Here is a 21,824-nt window from a genome sequence, read left to right on the forward strand (position 1 = left end):
AATAGATTAATTGAATTACTCAATAATCGATTCCAAGCGGTTAAATCAACCAGTGTGCCACAGCAGTTTCGATACTATCTGTAGCTTCGATCGGAATATTAATACACTCATCAAACATATGATCGGTTTCGGGAGGGATCTCACCGAGCTCGACCCATGAATACTGTGTTGAACCTTGATCCTGAATACGCAGCGCAACACTTACAGATTGAGTGGTACTACTACTCCGATTACGAACTGTCCCAGAAACCATAGTACACGACTCTTCTCGATCTTCTTGAGTTGCATCAATTTCGAGTAATTCTAATGATCCTCGCAAGTCGCCACGGTCTTCAAACTCAAATGCGCGTTGTGCAGCACGGCGTTCAATTACCTGTTGTTCATTCCTCGAGTGCCTTCCACTAACTATGACAGAACCAGTAGTTGCGACACTCACTGATCCTACTCCACCAACTGCGTACAGTAATGAACGACGATTTAATTCAGGAGACATAATTGTATCAAGGGACGCTATTTACTCGTTTATTTGTGGCGAGAACCAAGATGCTACTGATTACTATCAAAATTGGAAGGAGTTCGATCAAAAGTGGAGCTAACAAATTATTTTCCAGTCCCCGCCTACCAATAGAGACGAGAAGCATAGAATAGATGACTAACGCGAAGCCCGATGAATTTTCACGCCGAATTGAATAGTACATGAGTGCGAATATGACGCCAAGTAGAACACCCATTAGTATGATTCCAAGGTATCCTCCGTTAATGTAGTAATTTCCAACCGCTCCAGGTGGCGATCCACCTGATCGTTCTGGATTTACGAGTCGTCGCAATAGGCCACCAACAGTTAGAACAGGCTTATCTTCCCACAATGATCGTGGAATGTAGTTAGTAAGCACTCGAAGATAATAGGAACCATAATAATAATTCAGTTCAGATGGCACAACTTCGGTTAGAGCCAAAAAATTGTCTATCTCGCTATTGTGTATCCCTGCAGTAAGAATGGATACAACATCGATATCATTGAATGCTGAACTAGGTGGTTGATTCTGCCGAAGCGCAGCAAGCACTGGGAGGATCAAGCCACTAAACAATAGACCTAGCCCTACAAAAATCGGATATGCCTTAGTAGGGATTTTATTCAGCATTCTTGGCATAAGTGCCGATCCCTGCGTCTTATTGAATGACCAACAATAATAGCAAAATACGAATACGACAATAGCGATGCTTAGTGAAACGCCTCTTTGACCAAGTATAAGAAAGAAGCTCATGACTAATGGAAGAGCCCCTATCTGGAATAGTGAAGGGAATTTTCCAGAAATAACTGACGAAGCTAGCCATAAGAAGTAACCAACATATATAAGTCGGGCAATCATGGTGAAAATATAATATCCAGAGAAAAGCTGACTGCGAGGCGTAGTTTCAGTATATAATATGAAAGGGTCCTGTGCAAGTGGGCCACGTATGAAAAGATATGCAAACGCCAATAGACCAACTCCGATAAATAAGAAAGCAAACCGTTGAGTGATTATGGCTGTGGATCCAGTGCCTCCATCAACTAAATTTAGAATTCGGTAAATCCCGGATCGAGGTGTTTTGAAATTGTTGGGTGTTCTATTTAACATTTGGAAAGATACATTCTGAAGATACGGTTTTCCCCATTTCAGTGTCCCATAATATCCGACAATAGTACTAGAGAATACAAGTAATAATGCACCTCCATAGAGGAGAAAACCTTCTGTATACCCATATGATATTATTTCATATCTCCATTCCCACTCCTGCAAATACACACGATCAAACAGTGCAACTGCCAACATTGCAGTAAATATGGAGTGAAAAATGATCGGTTCGAAGATATCAAATCGTCCACTGCGAATTGAAAGGTACCATGGCAGACAAATCACCACAAAGAGAGAGCCAAGGAGTAGCGGCAACAGTGATTGTTGTTCTACCGATAGAAATCCGACTAACACAGCTATTGAGATAAGAACACCAATGAAGAGGTGATCAATATACTTCGGAGACTTAAATTCAATCATCTTTCAGAGATAACCCAGATCCTCAAGTCGCTGCTTGGTTCCTTGTTCGACATCAGCGTCTGTATTTGAATCACTACTAGATGGTAGCATACAATCTCCAAGCTGATTTTTAATTTGACTAGCTAACTCGCCATGTATTTCAGGATGCTCGGCTGCAATATTCTGGTTTTCATTTGGATCCTCACAAATATTGTATAATTCATTACCGCCGTCCGTTCCTTTAATAAATTTCCATTCTTTTGTGCGAATTGCTCTCAATCCTCGGTCGTACTGCCGAACGGATTCAGAAAGTCCATCGATGCGTTCCTCAAGGGAAGTCATAGACGGCTGTGGAACCATATACTCAGCGAAAGCCGCCTCACGATCAGTTTCCTTGATAAGACTCTGTGAACCGTTCGTACTATGCTCACTAACTGTTTCACCTGCGAGATCCATGAAAGTAGCATACAAGTCTTTGACTTCAACGAGATCAGTTCGATTACTACCTGAATCAAACGTCTCTGGATATCGCGCGATCAGTGGAACGTGTAGAAGCGTATCATAGAGGCAGTACTGGTGGTCCATTAGTCCGTGTTCGCCGATATTCTCACCGTGGTCACCGACGACGAACAGCGCAGTATTCTCTAGTTCCCCTCGCTCATCGAGCCAATCGTACAACTTTCCAATTCGATGATCGAGATAGCGGAGCTCACTGCGATAGAGTGATTTCAGGGCTTCAAAATCACGCTCATCCATTTCTTCGTTTCCAGCAATATACGCCCACGGGTCCTGATTAACGGACGTAGCGAATTCGTAGTCGGCATCCGAATCGAAAAACTCTGATCGATATCCTCGAGGCGGTCGATACTCGAGATGTGGCTCGAGATAATTAGCGAAGAGGAAAAACGGCCGATCGGCATCACGCTGTTTTTTAAACCACCGTTTGATCCGATAATTAGTCAAGTACGCACCATCATCGTACCGTTTTCGAAATAGCTGTGTGTACAGCGCATTACAGAACGTTTTGTATCCATCACGGCTGAACAACTCTTTTCCGACCGCCAGTGCCTGGCTAACTGTTCCTCGGTTTTCTTTTGCGATCGTCGCTAGATCAGCACCACCCTCGAATAATTGCCAGCTCGTAATAAAGTCCTCAAACCCACGATCGAATCCAAACTCTGGATTCACCCACATATTATTCGAGAAGGCCACTGTCTGATATCCCTGTTCCTGGACTCGTTCTGCGACAGTTGGAACGTCAGGGTCGAAATATCTCGAGTCTGCATACGTCCCGTGATCGGACGTGTACTGACCCGTAAACATTGATGCGTGAGATGGAAGCGTCCACGGTCCTGTGGTAAAGGCGTTCGTGAACGTAACACCGTCATCAGCTATTTGATGAAGGTTAGGCATCACGTCCCTATTTTCGAGGACAGTACTCGCACGGGCCGTATCCATCACTATTAGAACGATGTTCGGTTTGCTCATTTGCTATGGGGAGGTAGCGACGGTGATTGATTCGAAGGTTATTGTTTCCATTTCCGATCAATTATATGAATTTGGCTATTCACGAGGTTTTCATTGCGGCTTCGACGAGTTCCGATTTCGTCCGTCTCATGCGATCAATAACGTCGTCCGGATTGAACTCCTGACACCGTTTTCTACTTTTATGTTTCGCTCGCTCGAGTGCTTTTGGATTGTTCATGTATGCATTGATCGCATTACCTATTTCCGAGGCACTCCGAGGTGGGACCACCTTTCCGACGTCACCGATTGCCCACGCAGACCCACCAGTATCAGTGACGATTAGCGCACAGCCGGACTGCATCCCCTCGAGGATTGTTCGGCTAAACGGTTCTGGCCAACTCGCTGGGTGGACAAAAATATCGGCCGAGTCGTAGTAGTCTCGCAGTTCGTGATTCTCTACAAATCCGTGGAATTGGACGGTTGAGTCGCCCGAAACACGTTTGGTTATTTCTTCTAGTCGTTCTTTTTCGTCACCTTCTCCGACAACATCGAGAATTACCGGTGAATCCACGTAAGAGAGTGATTCAATGAGTGAATCTATCCCTTTCTCGGCACTAAGACGGCCCACATATAGAACTCGTAGTTGGTTATTGGAGGTATCTATCGACGGCTCATCGTCCATGAAATCTGGATTGTAGAAGTTCGGAATTACCGTGATTCTATCGCCGTCGATTCCGTATTCAGAGTAAATCTCTTTGACGCGTGGACTCACTGCATAGTATTTATCGACGCAGTTTCCCCACTTCGAAAAAACGTTTGACTGCATCACGAACAGTGGTGACTTCAGCGCTCGAGTGGTCAGATCATCTGATGAGTGTTGAAGTCGATCGATCACCGAGCAGTTCTTATGACACTCCCCATCCATCTCCGAAACGTTTGAACAGAACATACTGTACTGGTTCAACCGACAGAGAACGGGCGTCGAGCCCCCGTCTCGACGGTATTTACCAGCGTACGGAGCGATCAGCGGACTGAAGACGTGATAGACGTCGGACGTCGACTCCCACTCGTCGAAGACGTCCACGATCGGTCGAGCAGTCAGTAACGACTGCTTCGAGACGCTGCGCTCGTACACGTCGTATTCTCGGTCGGGGAACGGATCGTTGTCCGAGGAGAGATTTAACGTCACGACGTTGACCTCGTGGCCGCGCTCGACGAGCGTCCGAGCGATGAGGTCGAGGCTGAAGTTGGAGCCACCCTGGGACTTGTTGACCTTGTTCGCGACGATCGTGACAGTGAAATCTTCAGTCATGGGTACTAGTGTGAGCCGCTAGTGTCTCGGTGAGAACTTCGGAGTGAACGTCCTCGATAGATTGTTCGCTAGTATCGATCGGAACGGTGGTACTGTTCGAGAGGACGCGACGACAGATCGCGTCGACACACGCTTTCTTTCGTTCGTGTTGCTCGAGCGTCGTTCGACCGTCGGATTCGCGTTCCCACGCAACATCCGGTCGCGTATCGAGCCAGAAGACGAGATCTGGATCCGGGACGAGCCGTCTGAGTTTGGCCAGCCAGTCGGCGTTGTACCGGTACTTCCAGTTGACCCTGACGAGGTCGTCGTACAGGTACCGATCCAGAATGATAACGTCGGCATCTCTGTTCGCGACGACGTTGTACCAGCTCTGCCAGGTGCCTCGGTAGAGAAAGAACAGCCCCATCGGCTGGAACGTCTTCGAGCCACCAGATTTGCTCGACTCACGACCGCCGTCGGACAGCTGTACCTCGTCCTCTCGATCGAGGAACGCCTCGCCAACTCGATCTTTGAGCTTTCGCGTCACGCTGAGGTTGGGTCCCGTCAGATGCTCGTATCTCGCGTCGATGCCGCGCTCGCGGAGTGCATCACGGAGACGCTCCGCTTGCGTCGTCTTTCCGGATCCGTCGACGCCCGTAAACACGACGATCATTTGACCACCTGCAATCCGTACTGCGCGTAGTGTGAGAGTAATTCCGGTCCGCCGGTCACGCCACTCGCGTGCGACCGCCACACCCGAAACAGGTCTCGGTGAGAGTACTCGACGGGAAGCTCAACACGGCTCTCCTCGGTACAGATACCGTCAGCAGTCTCGGTAACGAGTTCGACCGCCTCGAGCAGTCGCAGCGCTTCCAACAAGTCGCGGTCGCGAACCTCGCTGAACGTCTCGAGCAAGTACGCCTCGCCCAGCGTTAGCTCGTAGTTCTCGAACGCCGAGTGGGCACAGTGAATCAACCAATCCAACTGCTCGATCGGATACTGAACGCCGTCGATCCGACGGGTATGCTCGAGCACGAGCGAGGCCGGCACGTACGTAAAGCCGTTCCACGAGACCGAATCGTGAACGTGAATCGGGTGCCGATCCGCGTGCTCGAGCATGAACTTCCCCGGTTCGGTTCGCGCGATCGGATGCTCCCGAAGCGTCGTTCGGTACCAGCCGTCCTCCAAAAACGCCGAAATTGCCTCACCACGCGACTTGGGGTTGACGAGGAGGTTGAGATCCCAGCTGCGATACTCGAAGGGGAACCGCGTCTTGATGATCGCGTAGTCGATCCCCAACTCGGACAGCCGCGAGTCGACGAACCCCAGATCGCGCTCGAAGGCGTCGAACTGTCTGTCCTCGGCCCACAGTTCTTCCCTGACCGACTCGGTTCCGAACCCCTCGGACTCGAGGTACTTGAGGTACGGATAGCCGATCTTGTTTGCCCGTGCTGCGGGTAGATACTGGACCGGATCCGACGCCTCTCCATCCGCAACGATGTTCAGGAACAACTCGACGACGTCTCGATTGTGTTGATGTTGTGAACTCACTGACCCACCACCTCGGTGAACACTGCTTCGTACTGATCGACAACGGACGTGGTTGAAAAGTCTCGCTCTATGCGCTCGCGTGCCGACTGCCCGAGTTCACGCCGGAGCTCTGCATCGTCGAGCAGCGTCGCCAACGACTCCGCTAACAGCTCGGAATCCGGGCGATCGATCAGAAGCCCGTCCTCCTGGTGTGCGATCATATCCGGAAGGCCACCGATTCGCGTCGCGACCGGCGGCGTCGCACACGACATGGCCTCGAGCGCCGCCACCGGATAGTCGGCGGGGCCGACGGTCGTTCGGAACGGAACGGCGAAGACGTCCGAGCGAGCGAGAAACGCCGGCACGTCCTGGACGATCCCGAACGCGTGGATATCCGGGTCCCGTTCGATCCGTTTCCAGAGTTCAGACTCGGATCGTTCCGACCGCACCTCGAGACCGAGCGCGAGTGTCGCGTCCCGCTCCTCCGGTAACGACTGGAACGCGTCGACGAGGATGTCGAGCCCCTTCTGATCGTTGAGGCTCCCCAGGTAGCCGATAACTGGAGAGTCGGTCTCGAAGAGGTCGAATCGAGAGTCGGCCTCGGGTGCGTACTCATCGACGTCGAGTCCGTTGTGGATCACGTCCACGCGGTCGCGCGTCGCACTCGAGAGCGACCGCGCGACGTTGTCGGTGACGCCGACGAACCGATCGTTCCCGCGCAACCACAGCTTCGAGAGGTGCACCGACTGGATCAGATCGTAGACCGTGCTACCCGAAGATTGGCCGATTGGACAGTACTGAACGTGGACTGACGGACAGCCCAGGACGCTACTGAGCGAACCGATGATGCCCCAGATCGTAAAGCCCGTATGAACGGACACCACGTCGAGTTCGCCATCGTTCGCTAACTGCCGAATCCGCTGGACGGCGTACCTCGAGAAGGTGGTCAGATACCGCGGTGAGCCGTGTTCGTGCGGGCAGTCGATACTGTACACGTCGGCCCAGGTGAGCGGCCCGAGGTAGTCTTCGGCCGCATCACGCGGCTTCGTCGTGATGATCGTGATCTCGTGGCCGCGCTCCGCGAGGGCCTTGGAGACGGTGACGACGTTGTTTACGTTTCCGCCCATGAACGCGCCGCCCTCCTGGTGGCCGATCTCGGTTGCGACGAATCCGATCTTCATGGACGACCCTCCGTCACGAGTCGACTGAGAGCCGCGGTCGTTTCGGTGGCCGTCTGGTGCCACGAGTGTTCCTCGAGTATCGTTTCGCGATTCGTCAGTTGTCCTGTATCTGCTTGTTGTGTGTCGAACACGTTCGTTAGACCTGTCGTGAATCCGTCGACATCTCCGATCTCGACCGTCTCGTTACCGTCGGGCAGTAGCTGCACTAGCTGTGGCAGCCGGGATGAGACCACCGGAGTCTCCGTCGACATCGCCTCGAGAACGGTCCGTGGCATCCCCTCGGACCGGCTCGGAAGCAACAGCGCGTCGCCGCTCCGGTAGACGTCCGGCATCCGATCGTACGGAACGGAGCCCACGAATTCGACCGCGTCCTCGAGGTTGTTCTCTCGTGTATACGATTCCAGCTCTGAGCGGAGGCTTCCGTCGCCGAACAGATACAGCGTCGCGTCCGGGTAGTGCTCCAGCAGCCCCTCCATTGCCTCGAGCGCGGTCCGTGGACGCTTCCCTTCGACTAGCCGACCAACAAACAACACGGCCGGCCCATCCGAGTCAACTAGATCACTGGTCGGCCCGTCCGGAGCGAACCGCTCCGTATCGATTCCGTTCGAAACGACCTCGATCTCGGATTTCACGCCGAACTCCCGAAGTCGCTCTCGGTCTACGTCGGTATAACAGAACACGACGTCCGCCTGGTTGAACGTCCACCGTCCCGCGGTCTTCAGATACCAGTCGAAGACCCACTCGGGGGCCGTCTGGGAGTACAGTCCGTGGTTCGTGATCGCCAGCGGCACGTCCCCGAGGAACGACTTCAGCGCCGCCAGGTTCGTCGAGAAGTACAGGTGCGAATGCGCGTGGATCACGTCGAAGTCGTCGGCCTCGAGCAGGTACTGCGCCACACCGCTCGAGAGATCGTTCCCGAGCAGGGTTATCGTCGGATCGTACCGAACCACGGTGTAGCCGTCTCGCTCCTCGAGCCACGGCTGTTCGGGGTCGGTACGGACCGTCAGCACGGTCACGTCGTGGCCCATCGCCGCCTGGTCGCGACTCATCGCGTGGACGTGGTAGGCGCCGCCGCCTTTGACGTCGGGGTAGGCCTTCTGTGCAACTCGCAAAATCCGCATCGAATCGTCTGAATGCGTACTATCGCCTGGCATCAATTGTTCGACGTCGCTTCGACGAGCGTCTGCAATCCGTCTGCGAGCGTCACCGTCGGCTCGTAGCCGAGCGCCGACCGAATTGCCGACAGTTCCGCCTGACTCTGCTCGATGTCGCCCGGCCGCGGATCGCGATGCACGATCTCGGAGTCCGAGCCCACGACCGACCGAATCGTCTCGGCCAGTTCTCGAATCGTTACGGTCTCGCCGGTACCGACGTTGAACGCCGCCCCGACTGATTCGGTCTGCGCAGCCAGCAGGTTCGCCTGCACCACGTCGGAGATGTGGACGAAATCCCGCGTCTGCGTTCCGTCTCCGTTCACGGTGATCGGCTCCCCGTTGCGAGCCTGCTCGAGGAAGATGCTGATCACACCGCTGTAATCGCCGCCCGCTTGCCGCGGGCCGTACACGTTGAAGTACCGTAACGCAACCGTCTCGAGTCCGTACAGCTCGTGGTACAGCCGCGCGTACCGATCGATGGTCAGCTTCTCGAGGCCGTACGGTGAGCTCGGTTCGGTCGGATGGCCTTCGTCGATGGGCGTGTACTCCGGCTGCCCGTAAATCGCCGCCGACGACGCCAATACGACGCGGGCGTCTTCCCGCCGGGCGCACTCGAGCAACGAAAGCGTCGCCTCGAGGTTCACGGAGTGGCTTCGCTTCGGCTCCTCGACCGACGCCTGGACGCTGACGAGCGCCGCCTCGTGAAAGACGAGGTCGACGCCGTCCATCGCTCGCGACAGCGTCGCATCGTCCCGAATATCACCCTCGAAGACGGTCGCGTCGGGGTGGACCCGATCGGGCGTCCCGCTCGAGAAGTTATCCAGGATGCGAACCGCGTTGTCCTCGACGAGCGCGTCGACGAGGTGGCTGCCGATGAAGCCGGCGCCGCCGGTGACGAGCACCGTCCGTCCCGACGGGGGCTCGACGGCAATCGACTGCGGCTCAGTCATCGTTTGCGCTCGCCTCCGCGGCCGGCGGCTTCTCGGTCATTTCGACGACGTCTCCGTCCTGCTCCGCCCCGTCGCTACGACCGGCCGACTCGGGGTCGTCCGCAGGCGTCCCGAACACCATTCCGTAGGCGTCTTCGATCACCGTCAGGACCTGCATCACGACGAGTTTCGTATCCAGCCAGAGCGACTGCCGGCGGGCGTACTCGAGGTCGTACGCGAGCTTCTGGTCGGGATCGAAGCCGGTGACCCCGTTGACCTGCGAGATGCCCGTCAGTCCGGGCTTGACGAACCAGCGCTTGGGCCAGTCGACGCCCTCGCTCTGGATTTCTCGGTCGAGTTCCGGCCGCTCCGGCCGCGGCCCGACGGCGCTCATGTCGCCTCTGAGGACCGCGACGAGCTGTGGGATCTCGTCCATGTGCGTCTTGCGGAGAATGCGGCCGACGCGCGTCACGCGCGGATCGACGTCGCCCGCGTCCTCGTCGCTCAGCGTCGCCCCCGTTTCGGCCTCCGCGTCGGTGACCATACTCCGGAACTTCGAGACAGTAAACTCGTTTCCGAGCTCCGACGTGCGCGTCTGACTGTAGAGGATCGGGCCGGGCGAGTCCAGTCGGATGGCGATCGAGATGAGTGCGATCAGCGGTGCTAGTACTACTAGTCCGACGATCGCGAACACGATATCGAACGCCCGCTTCGCCACGCGACTGTACCACGGAATCGGCTCGAGGTCGACCCGAACCAACGACTGCCCATAGTCCTCACCAGCAAGCACGCGATCCGAAAGCGACTCGTGGACGAGCACCTCGAGACCCTGATCGTGACACGTGTCCAGAACCCCGAAGAACTCCTCGCGGTCGCCGTCGCCGAAGGCCAACACGACGCGGTCGACGTCGTAGCGGTCGATCACGGACTCGAGTCGCGAAATCCCGCCGATCCGATCGATGCCGTTGATCGTCTGGCCCGTCGTCACGGTCCCGCCGTCGGTGACGACTTCGCTGTCCGACGTCGAGCGCTCGACGTACTGCTCGCCGTCGGTGCCGACGGCGGCGACCTGCTCCGCTGCATCCTCCTCGGGCGTCCACGAGACCAGCGACGGCGAGACGATGCCGACGGGTTGCTCGGGGACCGAGGCGATGCTCGAGGCGAGCAGCGACGGATCGTCGCCGACGACGAGCGTGCGCCCCGGGCCGCGCGAGCCGAGCCAGAAGAGCCCGGAGAGGCCGACGCCGGTCGACAGACCGATTCCGACGACGAGCATCGGGCCGAGCCCCTCGAGGAGGCCGACGAACGCCACGGAAGCGAGGGCCAGACAGACGACGCCGACCCGCGTCCAGGTGCGTTCGAGGACCGTCGTGACGCGTCGCGATCGCACGACGGTGGTTGGACGGCACACCACTGCGGTGAGCATTGCGGTGACGAAACTGACCAGTACGACTGACCGCGCACCGATACCGTCGGTTCGGACGGCACCGAACGCGTACGCGGTCCCCCCTGCCGCAAGCGCCGAAACGGCGACAGCCCCCACGAGTAATGTTCCCCGACTATTCCACCGATTAGACATGTTGTCGTCTATTTGTCAATGGCCCATATAAGCCTTGTTGATTGAGTAAACACGGCGCTGAACTCTCGTACCCACAAATATATGTTGCGTTTTGTTTGAGATTTGATTACACTACTGACCGACAGCATCTCACTAGTTAATATTGATCCTATTCGACACTAGTGTGAATTAATCGCCGCTCGAGTAACCGAACCGAACCGCGAGATGAACCAAACCTGCGCCGTCGCACAGACCCACAAACCGAACCGACGCAGCCGCCGGTCTCGCCCGGTCGACTCGAATCTGCGAGGTCACGTTCGTCCACGGCGACCGCTCACAATACAGCGAGTCGCCACACCCTGACGGCGATCGCGGACAGCCACCGGCTTCGACTCCCCGACTCCGCCCCGAACCCGCGACGGTGCTCACCCCTCGAGCAACTCGTCGCAGAGCTGGGCGAGCGTGGTGACGGCGACATCGGTGTGTTCGCCCTCGACGGCGGTGTAGTAGCCGATGGCGCCGGTCGCTCGAACCCGGACGGTGATGACGTGGAGGAACCGAAAGGCCGTCTGCAGGCCGTGATGGACCACCAGATCCGTGACCCCGTCGAGCCAGAGCCAGGGTGGCTCCTGGTCGTCCCATCGGTCGAGCGCCGTGGTAATCGCCGTCTGGAGCCCGGGCAGGTCGTCGTCCGCGACGACCGACACCGTCGCGCCACAGAGCTGGTGTGTCGACGGCTCTCGAGCGGCCGCGGCCGATCGGATCGTCTCGCCGACGTCGATCACGTGTAACTGCGGCGGGATGGAACCGGTCTCGGCCTGCCACGCCTCGAGGATCGACTCGACCGAGTGTCGAACGGTGACGACGACGAGTGGCGCCGCGGCCCGCGTGTTCGCTCGCGCCTGTTCGACGCGCGTGACGAGGTCACGAGCGCTCGGTCGGGGACCCAGCACTAGCGTGTTCGAGCCCGGGGTCGGCTCGTCGTCCCCCGTTTCGACACTGAATGTCATGCACGATTAGTTATCGAAGCGACGTTATAAGCGCCGCGATTAACGTCGGAGGACGAACAGATCGGGAGTGGGAGGCAACGATTCACGCTGTGGGCCGGAGACGGAGGGATGTGAGGTGAGATGGTGACACGCTGTGGAGGGGTGATTTCGACGGAACGCCACCGATCGAGCCGACCGCTCCGCTCGGCTACCGCCCCCTCCCACTCTCGTGACCCGCCTGCCGTCGCCGGTTTGCAGCGGCTGCATCGACGGCAGTCGGTGCCGAAATGTCACGAGGTGCCTTTGTGACCCCTCGCAACCATTCTCTGTTTGCGGGGTGTCCCCAAAATGGCATCGGAGCAAACAGTCAAGGAGATGGAAGAAACGTTCGGACAGGTACCGGGCTATATGCAACTCCTCGCGGAGCCGGCGAGCGACCACAGCTGGGGGATCTTTCGGGACCTTCTCCTCGGGGAAACTGAGCTGTCCCCGCGCGAAAAGGCGCTCATGGGTGTAAGTGCGGCTGCCGCGATACAGTGTCCCTACTGCACCTACTTCCACAAGGAAGAAGCACGGTTCGCGGACGTCTCGGAGGACGAACTCGAGGAAGCGGTCACCCTCGCGAGTACTACCAGGTACTTCTCGACGCTGCTGCACGGAAACGAGTACGAGCACGACGCTTTCGACGCCGAGACCGACGAGATCTTCGAGCATCTCAGAGAGCAACAAGAGGCCGCGGCGGACGACTGAGCCGGTCGCACGAGAGCAGCCGCTCTCGTATCGATTCGCGTTGCCGAACGTACCCGCCGAGTCGGTCGCGTCGGTTCTGACAGGAATTGCGGAATCGGGTCAGTATTCGCTGAATTCATAGCGCGAATGTGGTACTCGGTGGAGGCGAGTTGTGAGCGGGTGGTGATCGGTCAGTAAAGAGCGCGTAGCTACGGGACGGTTCTGGGGAGAAGTTATTACACAGTCGTTCGATGGTGGGGTTCGTCTCACACACCCGGTGGAAAATGGGGCTGGTGGATCTGTAGCTGGGATCAGGTTCAGCATTCGGCCTCAGTCGGCTGTCGCGTCAGCGGTTGGTGATCTCCGTGACTGAAACAAGATTTTCACTGCTAATAGGATGAATATCCACGCCAGCAGCAACTCCGTATCGAACGATCCGTCCATCACCGATAGTACTGTGAATACCGCCAAGATGAGGACGAGAACCGTGAGAAAGAGCGTTACCGTCACCCAGACGAGGGTGCGTCTGATCGTCATCGGTCACCTCCCGTACCCGGGGGTAGGTATTCGCCTTGCGTGCCACTGGGTTCTACGAACGGACTACTCATGGGAACGGACTCACCGGGCCGGTAATCTAGACGTCAGATTGGTCAATGCGTGATCAACAGTTGTGCGATACCATCTCGAGCGACATATACCAGCAGATAGTATTCCCTGTACTGTCTCTCTAACGAGACTGAGTGGCTCTCTGATTCGAGCGATCGGAAGGTCGTGGCTATCTTCGTTGGCCCACCACTCTGGCACCAACCACGGGATTCGGTCGCGGCCGGGAAGCTGGTTAGTCACTGAACGGGCGGGACTGTCGTGTTTCGGCTCAGATCGCGTACACCAGCAGGATCACGGCGATGACGCCGCCGATTCCGACGCGCAAGAGTCCCGTGCGTGCGAACCGCCACGCCGTGGTGCGCTCGTTGGTGTCGGAGATGACGAACGTCGGAACTGCGTCGTCAGCGCCAACGACAGCGTCGACCGCATCGCTTTCCCACCCGGCCGACGGTCCGCGGCGTGCCTGACCGTACACGTAGACCGTTTCGTCGACGTCGAGGCGCCGCTCCGTGAACCGCTGTCTGTGCCCGACGTGTAGATCGGTTATCCGGAGGTCCATCGTTCGATCCTGTTTCTCGACGGCATCGGTTTCCTCGATGTACTGGTCTAGTTCAGCCGGCAGTTCCTCTCCCGGCGCCACCGTCATCACGTGCTCCTCGAAACTCAGGGTTGCGCCGACGGGATCGACGCGAACCGCTCCAGTATCGTCGCTGACGAGGAACATGACGGCCTCTCGGCCTTGGGCAAGCGTTTTCCAGCTCGTGTCGTCGCTCGTCGTGTACTCCTGCTCGACTACGTACGTGTACACGAGACACGCTGTGCCGCTGAACGGAGCCGTAACGGTCCCGTGGTCACCGTCAGGTCGAGCGATACCCGCTATCTCCACCGGGCCGTCGTACCCGTGAAGGGAGCCAACGTCGATGGTATCGCTCCTGAGCATGTGCGTCACTGACCGCAAATCGCGTCCGCCGATTAGCAGGAAGATAGCCGCAACGACGGCAAAGCCGAGCCAGAGGAGCGTTTCGACGGTCACTGGTGAGTAACGCCCGGTACCGATCAAAGGTGTTTTGCCAGCGATAGGAAGGGAGTCAACCCTAGGGTGGAAGAAGGCGCACTCGAGCAAGCTGCTATAGTAGCCACTGAACTTGTCATCTGCACTTCCCGTTTGGCGGGGAATCACGAGACGCGATGCGAACTGTTCGAGGACGGCGACGAGGGGCAGACCTGGGAGCCGGCGAATCGCTCGTCGATCGGAGTGTACAGAGGAGCCGCCGTCTCCCGTCGGTAGTCGTCGACGGCGTCGCCGCTCTGGCGCTCGATCCGATGGACTTCGAGGCCGGACGCCTCGTGATCGAGGAGACGGGCGAGTCGATACTGGCCGATGCGGCTCCGTCGAAGCCCGCCGCAGCTGAGGTGTGCCGAAACTCACTGTGCCGAGTCATCGAAGAACGCCGATAACAAGCACCGGCCCCCCTTCCGAAGATGTTGGTGCAGCGTCGCCGACGAGATCTCCATCGAGTCGGCGAGTTCCTCGGCGGTGATCTTCCGCGGCCAGTCGTAGTAGCCGGTGAGATACGCCGCCTCGAGCGCCGTCCGTTGTTTTTCCGTGAGTTGCTCAGCGACGGAGTCGCGGAACTCGGGTGCGGTCATCACCGAGCGTTCGCGCTCGCGCTTTGCAGTCAGGTCGAACGCCGGGAACGCGCGCTCGAATGAGGCCACAATCTGGCGGACGTCCGCGGTCTGCGGTGCCTCGATGACGATCGTCCCCGCCCCGTCTTCTGCGACTGCTGATCGGACCGTCGTCCCCGCCTCGAGTGCAGATTGTACCAACGAGTGTGACGTGACGGATTGAAGGATGAAGCTGTCTTCGCCTTCCGAGACGACGCGAGCCTGTTCGATCGTGGGCGCGTTCTCTGCCAGTTCGAGAACGGATTCGGGCTCGGTGCCGGTGATGGTATCGTAGGTGATGATCCGTCCGTTCTCGGTCGGCACGGCGCGTTCGAACTCACAGCGGCAGTCGAGCTCTTCCGTCAGCTGCGTATAAAAGACGGCAGGGTCGCGCACCGTAAACTCGAGTTCGACGACCGCGTCGCTGAGAAGTAACTCCCGACTTTTGAGCGCGTTCTTCGCGAAGCCGATGAGCTTCCCAAGCGTCTCGAAGCCACCGATTGCGTCCGCAGAGAAGACGTCTTCGCGGCCGCTATTGATAACGAGTACACCGACGACCCGATCGCCGTACAACAGTGGAACTGCCGCGATCGCCTCGATCTTGCTGTCGGACTCGCTCTCGCTCACCCCGTCGATCCCGGCGATTTTGTACTGGCGGGTGACTTGCATTTTCTTCGTTTCGATCGCCCGCTCGACGGTTCCGTCGGCGATTCCCGAAAGTGATCGGTTTGTGATCGTGGTGAGATAGTTCGCTTCGACGCCGGCGCCGACGGCCTTCCCGATCCGATCCGTCGGCCCATCGATGAGGCCGATCCACGCACTTCGGTAGAGCTCTGATTCGACGAGTTCGTCACAGACCATTCGGTCGAGTTCCTCGCGGGTCGTCGCCGCGACGAGTCCGGCGTGAATCGCGGTGTTGATGGCAGTGATTCGAGTCAACGTCTCCAGCTGGTGGTGGTGGTGGCGTAACTCTCGGTCCTGCGTGCGAAGCAGGCGCGTGCGGTCCGCGCGTGCGAGCGCCGCTTCGAGATCCGTTGCTACCATCTCCGTGAGGTAGATATCACTGTCGTCGACCGGGTCATCGCTGTGGACGAAGAGACTGAGGACGCCGTACGAGCCGATCGGGACGTGAACGCTCGACTGCCCCAGAATCGACGCAGATTCGGACGAATCGGCCTCCGAAACCACGTTCGTCAGTATCTCTTCGCGTCTGAACGCGTGGCCGGCGAGCGTCGCGTCCAGGTCGTATGCAACCTGTGTCTCGAGGAGGTCCTGCGCACCGTCGGTCAGGGCGACACAGTCGAGTCGGTTAGCGTCGCGGTCGAGAAGGCGGACGCACGCAAATTCAAAGTCGAGGACGTTTTCGACCGCGTCGATGCCGATCTGGGTGATCTCCTCGGGCAGCTCTACGCGCATCAATTCGTGGACGACGCCGTTGAGCGCTTCGAGTTGGTGTTCCCGCGTTTTTTGTGCGGTGATGTCACGGACGAGACACACGATCCCATCGCCGAGGGCGGTGAGCGAGTGATCCTGATGGAAGCGCGATCCGTCCGCTCGTTTCCCAACGGCCTCACCGCGCCAGTAGCCTCGATCGAGGACGGTCGGCAGGGCTTCCTCCTCGAGGCGTCTGACTTCATCCGGCGGGAAGAGAACGTGCCACGTGCTTCCGATGAGAGCGTCGGGAGTGTCGTAGCCGTAGAGATCAGCGAGTGCGGAGTTTACGTAGCGGAGCTGGCCGGTTTCGTCGGAGAACCCTATGCCGTCCATCGCCGACTCCACCATCGCGGACCGCCGCTTGAGTTCTCGCTCGCGCTCGAGGCGACCGGAGATGTCGCGGACGACGCCGACAGTGCCCGCGAATCCGCCGTCAGACAGGAGTACGCACAGCCGCAACTCGCACGGAATCGTGTCGTCGGTCGCCGTTCGGACCTCGAGTTCGAGCGTCGCCGACTCGTCGCCCGTGCGCAACAGATCGCGGATTCGCCGCTCGATCCGGTCGATCGTGGCGTCGTCGAGAAGAAGCGAGACGTGGGTTCCGAGTAATCGACTCCGATCGTAGCCAGTTACCTCGACGACCCGATCGTTGACCGCGACGAATCTTCCCGCGCTGTCGAGTCGATAGATCCCGTCCTCGACGGTGTTCGCGATCGATTCCAGCGTTTGGGCGGGTTGTATCTCGTCCAATTGACTTTCCACTGACATGATTTGGGCGCTGTTTCACGGCTGCCGCAAACGGCGTGTCGACCGATCCGTGCAAGTTGGCTTCGGGCGTGGGCCGAGCGTTATCTTATCCCTAGAGGGTTCAGGTAATGTAACCATCTAGTGAACTTTGTTCAGTTTCTGCTCCTTCTGCAGACGATGAACGAACAGCGGTACCTGAACGCGGACAACCGGTCTCACTTGCGGATATTCTTCGACCGCACGAGTTGCATCAACGGTCCCTGTTGTGACCGCGTATCGGTGAAACGGTTACCGGAGGGGCGATCCGTGTCTCATGTGAGAACCGCGATGTCGTACTGAGGGTTCTGACTTCCCTCCCAGTCGGGATGGAGTTCCGCGTCAACCACGTCGGCGTAGTGGCGGGGACGAACCCCTCCACCGCGGTCGGCGTCGTAAAAGAAACCGGGTTCGACACACAGAGTCCCCGACTCGACCGCCGACCGCCAGCCGCCGAACTCGTTGGCATCGTGGAGGCAGTGAGCGGCCGTCAACACGTGTGATTCGTCGATCAACGTTCCGGAACGGAGTCCGGTGGTACCGCCGGTCCAGCTCTCCTCATCGGTTCCGGTTCCGAACGTTCGTTTCTCGGCGATTCGGACGATCGCGGTGTAGGGGAGCTCGGACTCGGCCGTATCCACGATCTCTTCGCGGTCGTCCTCCGCTCCGACCACGTATATTTCACACCTGTCGGTCGATGGTATCGAACCCCGTTCGCTCCTCCGGTCGCCCTCGCCCTCGATCGCTGCCACCGTCAGACCTCCGCTCAATGCCAGTAATCGCCTTCGGCTGAGTGTCATGGTCTCACACCTGGTGCTGTTGAATAGTCGGAGCACGCAACGCGAATCCGCTTCGCCTGTGATCCGCGCTTGTAAACCCTGTCCGTGTGCGCTTTTCAGTTCGCCTGTGGCCGACCGCGGCCGCAACCCGCTCTCCGTTGGCCAGGGAACTGCGCCCCCGCTTGACATCCTCCCCGCCCTGAAGGGCGAGGATTCCCAAGCGTTGGGATATTAAGGTTTGCAACCAGCCTGTTCGCTCGGTGCGAAACGCCCCGAGGTTTGATTGAACAGGTAGGCTACTGGCCGTGCCAAACGACCGTTACTCATATCCCCAGTTGGAGGATTCTGAGTTATCTTTCTCCGAATATTCACCGCACCATTCACGTCCGCGTTCATCGTCACACCGCACGAGTCACAGACGTACAACCCACGCTCCATACGATTCGCATCACGCTTCCGACCACAACACGAACACGTCTTACTCGTGTCCCGCTCGCTCGTGCGGTCAACGAGTATGCCGTGTTCCTCGGCCTTGTATTCGAGCAGTCTCGTGAAACGGTCGAACTCCCAACCGTGGAGTTTCTTGTTGCCACGCTTGCCCCAGTTTCGAGCGTCACCGTTCTCGTCCTCACGAATCTTGCTTAAGTCACCGATAGCGATACGGCCAACCTCGTGGTCGATACACTTCTCAACTACGTGTTTAGCGAGAGCGTGCAAGAAGTGGTCTTTCCGCCGAGACAACTTCTGTCGAGCGCGAAGCGCACGACGTGACGGGCCATTCTCGCCTTCCGTATCGTACTCGTCTCGCGTGAAGTAGTGCTTGTCTTGCTTCAACACGTTCCCCGGATACAACTCGGCGTCACCATCATCGTAAGCGATGGCGAGGTAGTTCTTGATTCCGAGGTCGATTCCGGCGGTGTTGTCACCGGGTGCGTTCTCGACGGGGATTTCGACGTTGCAGACGAGGTGGAGTTCCCAGCGGTCGCCGTTCCAGACGGCTCGCACTTGTTGGATGTTCTTCACGGTCACGTCTGGTCGTGTCTCGTACTCTGCAAGGATGAAGTCCGAGCGGTGCTGTTTGAGGTTGAAGCCCTTGCTAAGGCGGAGTTTGTTGTGTTTGGAGTCGTGTTTGATGCCGTTTTGCTTCCATGTCACGGTGGAGCGTGGGTGGTTGTCGCCGCGCTTTCGGTAGCCGGGTGGATTCGCGTCTGTGTCGCCGTTCTTGCGCTTTTTGAACCAGCCGTTGAACGACTCAGCCAGCTCTTCTAGAACTCGCTGACTTGACTGAGAATGTAGGTCACTGTATCGTTCGTGGTCTTTTAATTCGCGCTTGAGGTCGGCTTCAGACGGTATCTCTCCGGTTTCGTCCCATTCTTGTTGGGTGTGGTAGCGGGCGACGTTCCACAGTTTGGATGCTGAGTGTCCGCAGTCATCGAGGTCGTCACTCACTTGGGAGTGGTTGACGATTTTCGCTCGATAGGTGCGGGTTGTTTCGAGCATCGTACTGTGTTCATAAGTCCTTATGAAGTAGTCAGTATTAAAGGTAGTGGTTGAGCGTGGAATATCCAGCCGTGCAGTAATCGGTGGTCAGTGTCATCTCGTGACGGCGCGTATCCCCGCCCTGAAGGGCGAGGTTTTGCGCCTGCTCATCCCATAATCGAACCTCACGGGTGCAAATTACATAGTATGCGTTCACAGTCAGACGGACTACCACTATCAACGTAGCATGTTAACAATGAACAATAGAAGGCCGCCGACGAGTATATCGGCTCCGAGGCCACGAAGAACCGGGTTCCCGACGAGTTCTGCGAACGCAACGCGATCCCGTCGTCGGCGTTACCGGTCCGACTCGAGCGCTTCGCGCACCAGCGGATACCCGCCGCCGACCGCGCCGCCGAACGCCAGTAACGCGCCCAGGCTCGGCCAGTGCGTGTAGGGCAGCGGCCGGCTCGAGCCGACGACCGCCTCGAGCCAGAGCGGCACCGCCAGCGCGACGACGACCGCCCAGAGCGCGAGCCCGAAGAACAGCCCCAGGACGAGCCCGCTGTAGGGGTCGTGCAGGTCGTAGGCCAGGTCCGCGAGCGACTCGCGCCGACCCGTAGCGACGACGAGGCCGGCGAACAACGCACCGGCCACCAGGCTGTGCACCAGGTGGAGCGCCCAGGCAACGACGACGCCGTCCAGTCCGTACAGGCCGGCGACCGATCCCATTCGTCCCGTCGCCATCAACACCGCGCCGGCTGCGATCCCGCCGCCGAGTGCGGCGACGGCCGCGCTCGGCCCGACGCTCTCGAGATCGATCCGCCCCAGCCGCGATCGATGAACGCTCATAGATCGTGAAACTCATTCGAACCGTAAATACCTATTTCTCATCGTGTTGGACCAGAATGGAGGGTGAAACCGCCCGATTTCAATCTGTACAACTATCGGCAACATCGGTAATTAAGAAGTACAAAACAATATCATCCCCTCTGGAAACGGTACCCAATCAGCCGAATGACCGACGCCCGACACGCACCGGACGACCCCGACGCGGCGACCGTCGCGGTCCGGTGTTCGAAGCTCACCCACGACTACGGCGCAACCGCCGGTTCGGATCGGTCGGTCACCGCCCTGCGAAACGTCTCCCTGGAGATCCGCGCAAACGAGATCACGGCGCTCACGGGGCCGAGCGGCAGCGGAAAATCAACCCTTCTCCACGCGCTCGCGGGGCTTCTCACCCCGACCGAGGGAACGATCGAATTCGACGACACCGATCTCACCGACCTCTCCGACGCCGAGCGAACGCGCCTCCGACGGCGGGAGATCGGCTTCGTCTTCCAGAGTTTCCACCTGCTCCCGGCGCTTACCGCCAGAGCGAACGTCGCCCTCCCGCTGGTTCCGCTCGGCTACGCCAAGGCTGACCGCCGAGACCGGGCCACGAAACTCCTCGCGCAGGTCGACCTCGGCGACCGAGCGACGCACAAGCCGGCCGAACTCAGCGGCGGCGAGCGCCAGCGGGTCGCGATCGCCCGCGCCCTCGCGACCGAACCCGAACTCGTCCTCGCCGACGAACCGACGGGCGAACTAGACACCGAGACCGGACAACAGATACTGAACCGCCTCGCGGCCGTCGCCGACGATCGAACGGTCGTCCTCGCGACCCACGACGAGCGCGCCCTCGAGGTCGCCGACAGGGTCGTCCGGCTCGTCGACGGGACGGTGACCGACGATGGACGATAACCCCGACTCGAGGCTGGCGCGGTGGGCCGCCCTCTGTGGCTTCGCCGCAAAGCGTCTTCTCACGCGCGCGAGGACGGCCCCCCGACAGACGGCTGCGCTCGTCTCGATCGTCGCGCTGACGGTCGCCCTCCTCCTCGTCGTCACCGGAATCGGCGTCGCGCTGGCGGACGACCCGTCGGGGACCACCGACGCCGATTTCCGCGTCGCGCCGGCCGAGGGCGGCTCGCTGTCGTCCGTCGTCGAGGTCGAGGGGCCGCGACTCGACGACGTCCACGACCGAACCGCCGACGTCCGCCAGCACGACGACGTCGAGTACGCGACGCCCGTTCTCGCCGAGCCCGTCGAGATGCGGACCACCGACGGCGACGACACCGTCGTCGTGCTCGCGCTGGGCGTCGTCGCCGACGACCCCGCACCGACGGTCGCCGGGATCTCGACGGACGCCCTCGGCTCCGACGACGCCGACGACCCCGACGGCGGCGAAACCGG

19 protein-coding genes and 1 pseudogene are annotated in these 21,824 nt (G+C 58.6%); 3 read left to right on the forward strand and 17 right to left on the reverse strand.

The genetic code is table 11. The features are described 5' to 3' along the window. Positions 1-40: 40 nt before the first annotated feature. From C493_RS22510 to C493_RS03320, 11 genes are all read right to left on the reverse strand, one after another. Positions 41-436: a hypothetical protein gene (locus tag C493_RS22510; RefSeq protein WP_152421084.1), complete on the reverse strand. Its 396-nt coding sequence runs from the start codon at positions 434-436 to the stop codon at positions 41-43. A 64-nt stretch (positions 437-500) separates the two neighbouring features. After that, entirely contained in the window at positions 501-2,036 is a 1,536-nt protein-coding gene (locus C493_RS22055) for an O-antigen polymerase (RefSeq protein ID WP_083912365.1), read from the reverse strand. A gap of 3 nt (positions 2,037-2,039) precedes the next feature. Then, positions 2,040-3,503: a sulfatase gene (locus tag C493_RS03280; RefSeq protein ID WP_007257979.1), complete on the reverse strand. Its 1,464-nt coding sequence runs from the start codon at positions 3,501-3,503 to the stop codon at positions 2,040-2,042. 79 nt (positions 3,504-3,582) lie between these two features. Continuing rightward, positions 3,583-4,794, reverse strand: coding sequence for a glycosyltransferase family 4 protein (locus C493_RS03285; protein ID WP_007257980.1), 1,212 nt, complete (start codon positions 4,792-4,794; stop codon positions 3,583-3,585). Next, complete coding sequence (locus C493_RS03290; RefSeq protein WP_007257981.1) at positions 4,787-5,446, reverse strand: dTMP kinase; 660 nt, start codon at positions 5,444-5,446, stop codon at positions 4,787-4,789. The genes C493_RS03285 and C493_RS03290 overlap by 8 nt, the downstream gene beginning before the upstream one ends. After that, positions 5,443-6,324 carry a hypothetical protein gene (locus tag C493_RS03295; RefSeq protein ID WP_007257982.1) on the reverse strand — a complete coding sequence of 294 codons (882 nt, stop codon included), beginning with the start codon at positions 6,322-6,324 and terminating at the stop codon, positions 5,443-5,445. Before C493_RS03295 ends, C493_RS03290 begins: the two co-directional genes overlap by 4 nt. Beyond that, positions 6,321-7,484, reverse strand: a complete 1,164-nt coding sequence (locus tag C493_RS03300; RefSeq protein WP_007257983.1) for a glycosyltransferase family 4 protein — start codon at positions 7,482-7,484, stop codon at positions 6,321-6,323. The genes C493_RS03295 and C493_RS03300 overlap by 4 nt, the downstream gene beginning before the upstream one ends. Then, the gene (locus tag C493_RS03305; protein ID WP_007257984.1) at positions 7,481-8,605 is read right to left on the reverse strand and encodes a glycosyltransferase family 4 protein; all 1,125 of its coding nucleotides are present in this window, start codon (positions 8,603-8,605) and stop codon (positions 7,481-7,483) included. Before C493_RS03305 ends, C493_RS03300 begins: the two co-directional genes overlap by 4 nt. A gap of 32 nt (positions 8,606-8,637) precedes the next feature. After that, positions 8,638-9,588 carry an NAD-dependent epimerase/dehydratase family protein gene (locus C493_RS03310; protein ID WP_007257985.1) on the reverse strand — a complete coding sequence of 317 codons (951 nt, stop codon included), beginning with the start codon at positions 9,586-9,588 and terminating at the stop codon, positions 8,638-8,640. Further along, positions 9,581-10,957: a sugar transferase gene (locus C493_RS03315; RefSeq protein ID WP_241430869.1), complete on the reverse strand. Its 1,377-nt coding sequence runs from the start codon at positions 10,955-10,957 to the stop codon at positions 9,581-9,583. The genes C493_RS03310 and C493_RS03315 overlap by 8 nt, the downstream gene beginning before the upstream one ends. Before the next feature lie 593 nt (positions 10,958-11,550). After that, positions 11,551-12,135 carry a DUF7504 family protein gene (locus C493_RS03320; RefSeq protein ID WP_007257987.1) on the reverse strand — a complete coding sequence of 195 codons (585 nt, stop codon included), beginning with the start codon at positions 12,133-12,135 and terminating at the stop codon, positions 11,551-11,553. 327 nt (positions 12,136-12,462) lie between these two features. Between C493_RS03320 and C493_RS03325 the strand changes: the two genes are divergently transcribed. After that, positions 12,463-12,864, forward strand: a complete 402-nt coding sequence (locus C493_RS03325) for a carboxymuconolactone decarboxylase family protein (protein WP_049889100.1) — start codon at positions 12,463-12,465, stop codon at positions 12,862-12,864. Between the two features lie 309 nt (positions 12,865-13,173). On the opposite strand, the gene C493_RS03330 is transcribed toward C493_RS03325, so the two are convergent. The 6 genes from C493_RS03330 to C493_RS03360 all read right to left on the reverse strand — a co-directional run bounded on the left by C493_RS03330 (position 13,174) and on the right by C493_RS03360 (position 20,444). Then, on the reverse strand, positions 13,174-13,380 hold the full coding sequence (locus C493_RS03330) for a hypothetical protein (protein ID WP_007257989.1): 207 nt from the start codon (positions 13,378-13,380) through the stop codon (positions 13,174-13,176). Between the two features lie 337 nt (positions 13,381-13,717). After that, on the reverse strand, positions 13,718-14,482 hold the full coding sequence (locus C493_RS03335) for a GIDE domain-containing protein (RefSeq protein WP_007257990.1): 765 nt from the start codon (positions 14,480-14,482) through the stop codon (positions 13,718-13,720). 392 nt (positions 14,483-14,874) lie between these two features. Next, the gene (locus tag C493_RS03345; protein ID WP_007257991.1) at positions 14,875-17,301 is read right to left on the reverse strand and encodes a bacterio-opsin activator domain-containing protein; all 2,427 of its coding nucleotides are present in this window, start codon (positions 17,299-17,301) and stop codon (positions 14,875-14,877) included. Between the two features lie 308 nt (positions 17,302-17,609). Beyond that, a complete protein-coding gene (locus C493_RS22965) occupies positions 17,610-18,008 on the reverse strand; it encodes a trypsin-like serine peptidase (RefSeq protein ID WP_007257992.1) in 399 nt (132 codons plus the stop codon). Between the two features lie 336 nt (positions 18,009-18,344). Further along, entirely contained in the window at positions 18,345-19,613 is a 1,269-nt protein-coding gene (locus C493_RS03355) for an RNA-guided endonuclease InsQ/TnpB family protein (RefSeq protein WP_007257993.1), read from the reverse strand. A gap of 336 nt (positions 19,614-19,949) precedes the next feature. After that, positions 19,950-20,444: a hypothetical protein gene (locus tag C493_RS03360; RefSeq protein ID WP_007257994.1), complete on the reverse strand. Its 495-nt coding sequence runs from the start codon at positions 20,442-20,444 to the stop codon at positions 19,950-19,952. Positions 20,445-20,609: 165 nt separating this feature from the next. On the opposite strand from C493_RS03360, the gene C493_RS03365 reads away from it, so the two are divergent. Together C493_RS03365 and C493_RS03370 are read left to right on the forward strand one after the other, a co-directional pair. Next, positions 20,610-21,335, forward strand: a complete 726-nt coding sequence (locus tag C493_RS03365; protein WP_007257995.1) for an ABC transporter ATP-binding protein — start codon at positions 20,610-20,612, stop codon at positions 21,333-21,335. Continuing rightward, a pseudogene (locus C493_RS03370) lies at positions 21,325-21,824 on the forward strand (ABC transporter permease); the annotation flags it as partial. The gene C493_RS03365 and the pseudogene C493_RS03370, both read left to right, overlap by 11 nt.

It is taken from the genome of Natronolimnohabitans innermongolicus JCM 12255, assembly GCF_000337215.1.
Taxonomy (GTDB): domain Archaea; phylum Halobacteriota; class Halobacteria; order Halobacteriales; family Natrialbaceae; genus Natronolimnohabitans; species Natronolimnohabitans innermongolicus.

Excerpts from the sequence above, each read along its gene's own strand:
- C493_RS22055 (WP_083912365.1), bottom strand. The coding sequence starts at position 2,036 with ATGATTGAATTTAAGTCTCCGAAGTATATTGATCACCTCTTCATTGGT.
- C493_RS03280 (WP_007257979.1), bottom strand. The coding sequence starts at position 3,503 with ATGAGCAAACCGAACATCGTTCTAATAGTGATGGATACGGCCCGTGCG.
- C493_RS03285 (WP_007257980.1), bottom strand. The coding sequence starts at position 4,794 with ATGACTGAAGATTTCACTGTCACGATCGTCGCGAACAAGGTCAACAAG.
- C493_RS03290 (WP_007257981.1), bottom strand. The coding sequence starts at position 5,446 with ATGATCGTCGTGTTTACGGGCGTCGACGGATCCGGAAAGACGACGCAA.
- C493_RS03300 (WP_007257983.1), bottom strand. The coding sequence starts at position 7,484 with ATGAAGATCGGATTCGTCGCAACCGAGATCGGCCACCAGGAGGGCGGC.
- C493_RS03305 (WP_007257984.1), bottom strand. The coding sequence starts at position 8,605 with ATGCGGATTTTGCGAGTTGCACAGAAGGCCTACCCCGACGTCAAAGGC.
- C493_RS03310 (WP_007257985.1), bottom strand. The coding sequence starts at position 9,588 with ATGACTGAGCCGCAGTCGATTGCCGTCGAGCCCCCGTCGGGACGGACG.
- C493_RS03320 (WP_007257987.1), bottom strand. The coding sequence starts at position 12,135 with ATGACATTCAGTGTCGAAACGGGGGACGACGAGCCGACCCCGGGCTCG.
- C493_RS03325 (WP_049889100.1), top strand. The coding sequence starts at position 12,463 with ATGGCATCGGAGCAAACAGTCAAGGAGATGGAAGAAACGTTCGGACAG.
- C493_RS03330 (WP_007257989.1), bottom strand. The coding sequence starts at position 13,380 with ATGACGATCAGACGCACCCTCGTCTGGGTGACGGTAACGCTCTTTCTC.
- C493_RS03355 (WP_007257993.1), bottom strand. The coding sequence starts at position 19,613 with ATGCTCGAAACAACCCGCACCTATCGAGCGAAAATCGTCAACCACTCC.
- C493_RS03360 (WP_007257994.1), bottom strand. The coding sequence starts at position 20,444 with ATGAGCGTTCATCGATCGCGGCTGGGGCGGATCGATCTCGAGAGCGTC.
- C493_RS03365 (WP_007257995.1), top strand. The coding sequence starts at position 20,610 with ATGACCGACGCCCGACACGCACCGGACGACCCCGACGCGGCGACCGTC.